The organism is Microcoleus sp. Pol17C6, from assembly GCF_036701145.1.
Classification (GTDB): Bacteria; Cyanobacteriota; Cyanobacteriia; order Cyanobacteriales; family Microcoleaceae; genus Microcoleus.
On sequence record NZ_JAUBQH010000025.1, the window covers coordinates 81,360 to 87,674 of the forward strand.

Genomic DNA, 6,315 nt, shown 5'->3' on the forward strand with positions numbered 1-6,315 from the left:
GTATGATAGTGTGTCTGCAACAAAAATCTTCCTATCAATAGACATGAATTTGAGCGAAACCCATTGGAATCTCTCCATTAACTCCAACAGATTTAGCAGAAATTCGGTATAGCCAAGCGTTAGAAACACCTCTTATTCTTACATCGTTCAAAACAAGTTTAAGCTTGGATTCTGACGTAAGCGGTTGAGAAAGTTTTACTATAATTTGGTTGTCTACAATAGAAAAGTCCGCATTAATTTTTCCTTTCACATTGTCTGTTAAAGTGATATTGTTGCTGACTATTAACCCCTTTGGAACATCAATAATCAGATGAGAAAGAGGGCTACGGGCTTGAGGAATGTGCAACCTAATCGTATGCCGAACAATCCTTGCCCGAGTTTGAGGAAATTGTACAGCTCCATCGATATGAGGAGTAGATCCTATGCTGGCACTGGCATAGTCAGCAGCAATGGGAACTGTGAGAGCCAAAGCTACAGCAGCCGAACAGATTAGCCTTTTCATTATTTCACTCCTGTATGACAACCGATTTCATTAATCAAGCCTCAGACTCCTTAGTAAAGGACTCTGTTATTATCTAAATTGACATATTAAGATGAAATCAGGATGAAATTTTTGACCTTTGAAGCACATTTATCCAGAAATCAGATTTTTAAAAGAAACTATTCATTCTTGTTGTGGTAAGTTGCTACTGCCGAGGGTGCGATGGGATAGGATCGAGAATAGTGTGTATCAAGATATTTTTTATACTCACAACACAACATTTTCTTGAGCAAGAGGACAAGGATAACTCGGATCGCCAGTTTCTACTTGGAGCGTAGTGTGCTCAATACCAAAAAGGTCGTGCAGCTCTCGATTTACCTGCACTAAAAAAGCATCACCGGTATAAGCTGTAGGCATCACCAAGTGAGCTGTGAGGGCTGTCTCAGTTGTACTCATTGCCCAAATATGAAGGTCGTGAACACCAGTTACGCCAGAGAGTCCAGCTAAATAAGTGCGGACTGCAAGGGGGTCAATGCTTGCTGGTACGGCATCTGTTATTAAGTTGAGGGATTCTTGGAACAATTGCCAAGTCCCTAAAACAATAACAACAACAATAATCAAGCTCATAATAGGGTCAAACCAAAGCCAGCCAGTTGCCACAATAGCGATGCCAGCTAGCACCGCACCCAAAGATACCGCTGCATCCGCAATCAGGTGGAGGAACGCGCCTCTGATGTTCAAGTCATTATGACGATCGGCCATAAACATTAAGGCACTTCCCGTATTAATAGCGATGCCTACGGCTGCAACGCCAATAATTGTATCGCCTGATACTGAGCTTGGTTCTGAAAAACGTTGAATAGCTTCCCAAGCGATCGCCCCTGAAGCTACCAGCAGGAGAATAGCGTTCAACAGAGCCGCCAAAATGGAAGAACGACGCAGCCCATAGGTGTGGCGTGCTGTCGGTCGCCGACGGGCAAGAATAGTTGCTCCCCAAGCCAGTAGCAGACCTAAAACATCACTCAAATTGTGACCTGCATCGGCAAGTAGGGCAAGGGAATTGGCAAGGATGCCATAAACTGCCTCAATGATGACAAACCCCGTGTTGAGTGCAATGCTGATGGCAAAGGCACGATTGTAATTACCACCGTGGTCGTGTCCGTGTCCTCCGTGACTGTGATTGTGAGACATGATCACTACCCTTAAAGCTTGTTTTTCTTGCCCTACCCAACAGGAAAAAATTACTGCTTAAAACTAAAGCGACCGTCTACTTTTTTCCCGCCAATATCCGACGTAATTTTCACCTGATACTGACCCGCTGCCTTTCCAGGAAGCAAAGCCGTGTAGCTTTTTTCTTGAGCTCCATAGGTCATGGGAAGTGTCTTTTGACTACCATCAGGTAGCTGAATTTGAGCCGTTACTTTAGCATTAGAGATTTCTTCGTTATTTTCTTCTTTTAGAAGATGGAAATCTAAACGAGTTCCATTATCTTCTTTTTCAGAGATAAACTCTAAGTGATAGGGAGCTGACTCGACAACTTGAGCGCCTTTGTGAAACGCGCCGGCATGGGTAGAGGACTCTTTTTTTGCTGCTCCATCGGACGCCTCGGACTTAGCAGGCTGGGCACCAGTAGAACTAGCATCTGAATTGGCGCTTGGGTTGCTGTTCCCACAAGCTCCTAAGAAAAGCAGACCCACACTTCCTAGAACAATCAAGCCTGATTTGAAAAAATTCATGTGCTTTACTCCTTGTATTCAATGATCAGTAATCTTAACAAATTTTACATCATATTTATCTTGCATACTCCCCTAAGAATTAATGCCAATCTTTAGATTAATTAATCTGTGCGAAACTCAGCTACACCTATGGGAATCTCTGTGTCACTACCAACGACTTTAGCTGAAAATCGGTACATAGAAGTAGAATCAAGAATGGGTTGTTTAACTTTGTTTAAATTAATATTAATCCTGCTGCCAGGGGCGACGGGTTCAAGGAAGTCTAATATAATATTTTTGCCCTTGACAGAAACATTAATGCTAATTTTCTTACCCTTGTGTTCCAGCACCTCAATATCATTACTCACAGCGACATTGGGTGGAGTGGCAATAATTATCTGGGTAACAGGGTTGCTGTTTTCAGGAAAGTGTAATACGAAAGTTTGTTTGACAAGCCGCCAGCGAGTGGGGGAAGAGTACACGTCTCCGTCAACATTGGAAAGCCTACTCTCATCTGTCTCGAAACTTGCATAGCTAGGAGCCATTAAAACTGTACTAGCTAAAGTCAATGCAACCGCCTTAATTAGTATTTTCTTCATTTTGATTCTTTGGGACATAAACGAATGAGAAAATCTGAATAATATACCGCGAAAATCACTTCTCAAAAACGGCTTGAACTACCTTTCCGTTGTCAGAAACGGGCGGTGTTTGTTTAGGCACTAAGAATCTTCCAAACTTGGCGTACAACGCGGGTAACACCAGCAGCGTTAATGCTGTAGAAGTAAACAATCCGCCTAAAACTACTACTGACAGAGGTTGCAGGATTTCTTTTCCCGCCCCGCCTTCTAATGCTAAAGGTGCTAAACCTAAAGCTGAAGTTGAAGCAGTCATCAAAATAGCATTGAGCCGTTCCATCGAGCCTTTAATAATTGCTTCCTTAAAAGGCATTCCCTCTGCCAATTTAGTGTTGTAATTGTCTACTAAAAGCAAGCCGTTGCGGGTGGCAACGCCAAATAAAGTCACAAAGCCAACTAAAGAAGCTACAGAGATGATGCCACCAGTCAAAGCTACCGCGATTACTCCTCCCACTAATCCGAGTGGCAAATTAATCATAATCATAGCAGTTGAAGGAATTGACTTGACCGAAATGTACATCAATACTGTAATTACAAGAAAAGAGATCCCACTAAATATCATAATATTTTGCGAAGCTCTTTGTTCTGCTTCAAATTGACCGCCGTACTGGATAAAATAGCCAAAAGGCAACTCTACCTCTCGTTTGACTTTAGCTTGAATTTCATTCACAACTGCTCGCAAATCCCTACCTTTAGCATTAGCTGCTGCTACAATTAAGCGAGAAACATTCTCGCGGTTAATCGTATTTGGCCCCGTACCGTATTTTACAGTAGCAACTTGGGCTAGGGGAATTTTATTACCGCTTGGAGTATCAACCAACAAATTCTGAATAGTTTCTAAGTTATTTCGGGCTTCAGGCTGCAACCAAACAACTAAGTCAAAAGTTTGCTGCGCCTCCAAAACTTGAGAAACAACTTTGCCGTTTAAAGCTGTCTCAATTATTTCAGAAAGCTCTCCGATTTTCAAACCGTATCTACCCGCAGCTTGGCGGTCAAACTTAATTTGAATTTGTGGCACTGGCACCTGGGGTTCGAGTTGCAAATCCACAATTCCTTCAACTGTTTTCATTTGCTCTCCAACTTGGGCACCGAGGCTGCGAAGCTGATCCAAATCCGGGCCAAAGATTTTGACAGCAATCTGACTTCTGACACCAGATAAAACCTCATCCATCCGGTGAGAAATAAAACCGCCGATATTTGGTGCAACTCCCGGCAATTTAGCAAATTCCTGCCGCAGCGCCTCCAAAGTTTTCGGTCTATTTTTCATGCCTGCCTCGGTCAAACCGATATCAATGTGAGCTAAATTGACTCCCGCAGCATCCGCATCTCCCGGAGCTCTGCCCGATCGCACTTGCACGTATTCAAACCTGCTATCATCCTTAAGTGCATCTTCAATAGCAAAAGCCGCGCTATCTGTTGTCTCCAAAGATACACCCGGATAAAGCTGAATAGTATTTACCAAAGTTTGCTCCTGAAACTCAGGCAAAAACACCCGTCCAAAGGATGGCAAAATAATTAATGCCGCCACCATACTAGCAGCAGCAAAAGCTAAAATAATCGCCGAGTAACGCATTGATATCCTGATACAAGAATGATAAATATGCTTGCAAAATCTCGGCAACCAAGGTTCTTTACCACTCATACGTTTGTTGGGCAATAAAATAGCGCAAAGGGCCGGAGATATTAACAGCGATTCCAGACTAGAAATCACAACAACTACCAAATAAGTAATCCCCATCGGCGTAAAAACTCGACCTTCTATACCGGGTAAAGTAAAAATAGGAGAAAACACCACAATCCCAATAACAGTCGCTCCAATTAACGAATCGCGCACCTCCTGACTGCCATCAAAAATCACATCCATCACAGGACGCGGATGAAGAGAAGACGTATTTTCTCTCAAATTGCGGTAGGTATTTTCGGCATAGACGATCGCATCGTCGATCGCAGTGCCGATCGCCACCGACAAACCACCCAAAGTCATCGTATTTAATCCCAGCCCCAGCCAATTCATCGCCAGAAGCGCCAACAGCCAAGTCAGAAAGAAATCCAGCAAAACAACCGCCAGAGTGCGCCAATTCATCAAAAATGGGATGAGAATAAGGGTGACGATAATACTGCCTTCAACTAAAGCCGATCGCACATTTTCCACCGAGGAATTAATATATTCTTCCTGTCGGAAAGTGACAGTAACTTTAATATCTTTTGGCAGAGCTTCCTTCACCTCAGCCATTGCTGCCTCAACCGCTTTCGTTACCGCTGGAGTATCAGCAACTGGCTGTCTGTTTACCATCACAATCACAGCTTTTTTGCCGTTAAAGCTGCCGTCGCCCCGCTTGATTGCAGCACCAACCTTGACATCAGCGACATCAGCAATTCTGACGACTGTTCCTTGCCGAGAGGCGATCGCAGATTGCTGCAAATCTTCCACAGACTCAATTCGCCCCACCCCCCGGATTAAAGTTTCTCGATCCGGTGTAATTAAATACCCCCCCGGCGCGTTAACATTCGCAGCCGCTGTCGCTTCGGCAACTTGCTGCAACGACACATTAAAAGCTTTTAACTTGGCAGGTTCTACTAATACTTGATATTGCTTCTGATCGCCACCATAAGCCACGACTTGGGCAACGCCAGTCACGCCTAAAAGGCGGTTTGTGACTTGCCAGTCAACCAGACGGCGCACTTCCATCAAAGGAGTAGTTTCCGAGGTAAAAGCATAGGTAATCACCAGACCGACAGGTGAAGTTGTCGGAGAGATTTGCGGTGTTTCTACCCCAGTCGGGAGTTTGCTTTGAGCTTGCTGTAACCGTTCTGTTATCAACTGGCGCGCTTGATAAATGTCAGTTTGCCAATCAAAGATTACCTTAACGGCAGAAAGACCCACAGCGGAAGACGATCGCACTGCTGTTACTCCAGGAGTTCCGTTAATTGCACTTTCGATCGGTAGTGTTACTAAAGACTCGATTTCTTCCGGCGCGAGCCCCGGTGCTTCCGTCTGAATTTCGACTTGCGGGGGTGCAAAAGGAGGGAAGACATCCAGCGACATTTGGGGAATGATAGAAAATGTCCAAAGACTAATAATAATGGTGGCGAGAACGACTAGCCAGCGGCGGTTAATTACCCATCTAAGAATTGTGCTGAACATTTTATTAGCTTTGAGTTAATAGATACATACTTCTGCCCATTAAATTGCTATATTCAAGCAATTGTTTACTTCAAACTCTTGACTTCTTCCTCTTGAATTTTAACGTGATGGTTGTCATTGTGTAACAGCAGTTCATTGTCCAACGCCGGTGCAGAGGCGGAAAAACTATTGTTTCGGGTATTGTTTCCAGAATCCGCTGCTATTGCTGGCAATTTGCGCCGATTTCCCCACAACACGCCGGCTGTGAAAGTCAGGGATGCGATCGCAACTCCTCCCCCTATTCCCGCCCACCATAAAGACACGGGTAAATTATTAAAATTAACCTCTGTTACCTTTGGA

General features: G+C 44.1%; 5 protein-coding genes and 1 pseudogene. All 6 read right to left on the minus strand.

Annotation, left to right across the window (positions count from 1 at the left end; translation table 11 throughout):
* Window positions 1–34: 34 nt before the first annotated feature.
* Entirely contained in the window at window positions 35–502 is a 468-nt protein-coding gene (locus tag QUA25_RS14625; protein WP_333038986.1) for a hypothetical protein, read from the minus strand.
* Between the two features lie 246 nt (window positions 503–748).
* Window positions 749–1,672 carry a cation diffusion facilitator family transporter gene (locus QUA25_RS14630; RefSeq protein ID WP_333038990.1) on the minus strand — a complete coding sequence of 308 codons (924 nt, stop codon included), beginning with the start codon at window positions 1,670–1,672 and terminating at the stop codon, window positions 749–751.
* Between the two features lie 50 nt (window positions 1,673–1,722).
* Window positions 1,723–2,217 carry a hypothetical protein gene (locus QUA25_RS14635; RefSeq protein WP_333038991.1) on the minus strand — a complete coding sequence of 165 codons (495 nt, stop codon included), beginning with the start codon at window positions 2,215–2,217 and terminating at the stop codon, window positions 1,723–1,725.
* Window positions 2,218–2,318: 101 nt separating this feature from the next.
* On the minus strand, window positions 2,319–2,795 hold the full coding sequence (locus tag QUA25_RS14640; protein WP_333038994.1) for a DUF2808 domain-containing protein: 477 nt from the start codon (window positions 2,793–2,795) through the stop codon (window positions 2,319–2,321).
* Between the two features lie 55 nt (window positions 2,796–2,850).
* Complete coding sequence (locus QUA25_RS14645; RefSeq protein ID WP_333038997.1) at window positions 2,851–5,976, minus strand: efflux RND transporter permease subunit; 3,126 nt, start codon at window positions 5,974–5,976, stop codon at window positions 2,851–2,853.
* A 65-nt stretch (window positions 5,977–6,041) separates the two neighbouring features.
* A pseudogene (locus tag QUA25_RS14650) lies at window positions 6,042–6,315 on the minus strand (efflux RND transporter periplasmic adaptor subunit); the annotation flags it as partial.

What these genes read in the sequence shown, in the direction of transcription:
- QUA25_RS14635 (WP_333038991.1), bottom strand. Translation starts at nt 2,217, where the DNA reads ATGAATTTTTTCAAATCAGGCTTGATTGTTCTAGGAAGTGTGGGTCTG.
- QUA25_RS14630 (WP_333038990.1), bottom strand. Translation starts at nt 1,672, where the DNA reads ATGTCTCACAATCACAGTCACGGAGGACACGGACACGACCACGGTGGT.
- QUA25_RS14645 (WP_333038997.1), bottom strand. Translation starts at nt 5,976, where the DNA reads ATGTTCAGCACAATTCTTAGATGGGTAATTAACCGCCGCTGGCTAGTC.
- QUA25_RS14625 (WP_333038986.1), bottom strand. Translation starts at nt 502, where the DNA reads ATGAAAAGGCTAATCTGTTCGGCTGCTGTAGCTTTGGCTCTCACAGTT.
- QUA25_RS14640 (WP_333038994.1), bottom strand. Translation starts at nt 2,795, where the DNA reads ATGAAGAAAATACTAATTAAGGCGGTTGCATTGACTTTAGCTAGTACA.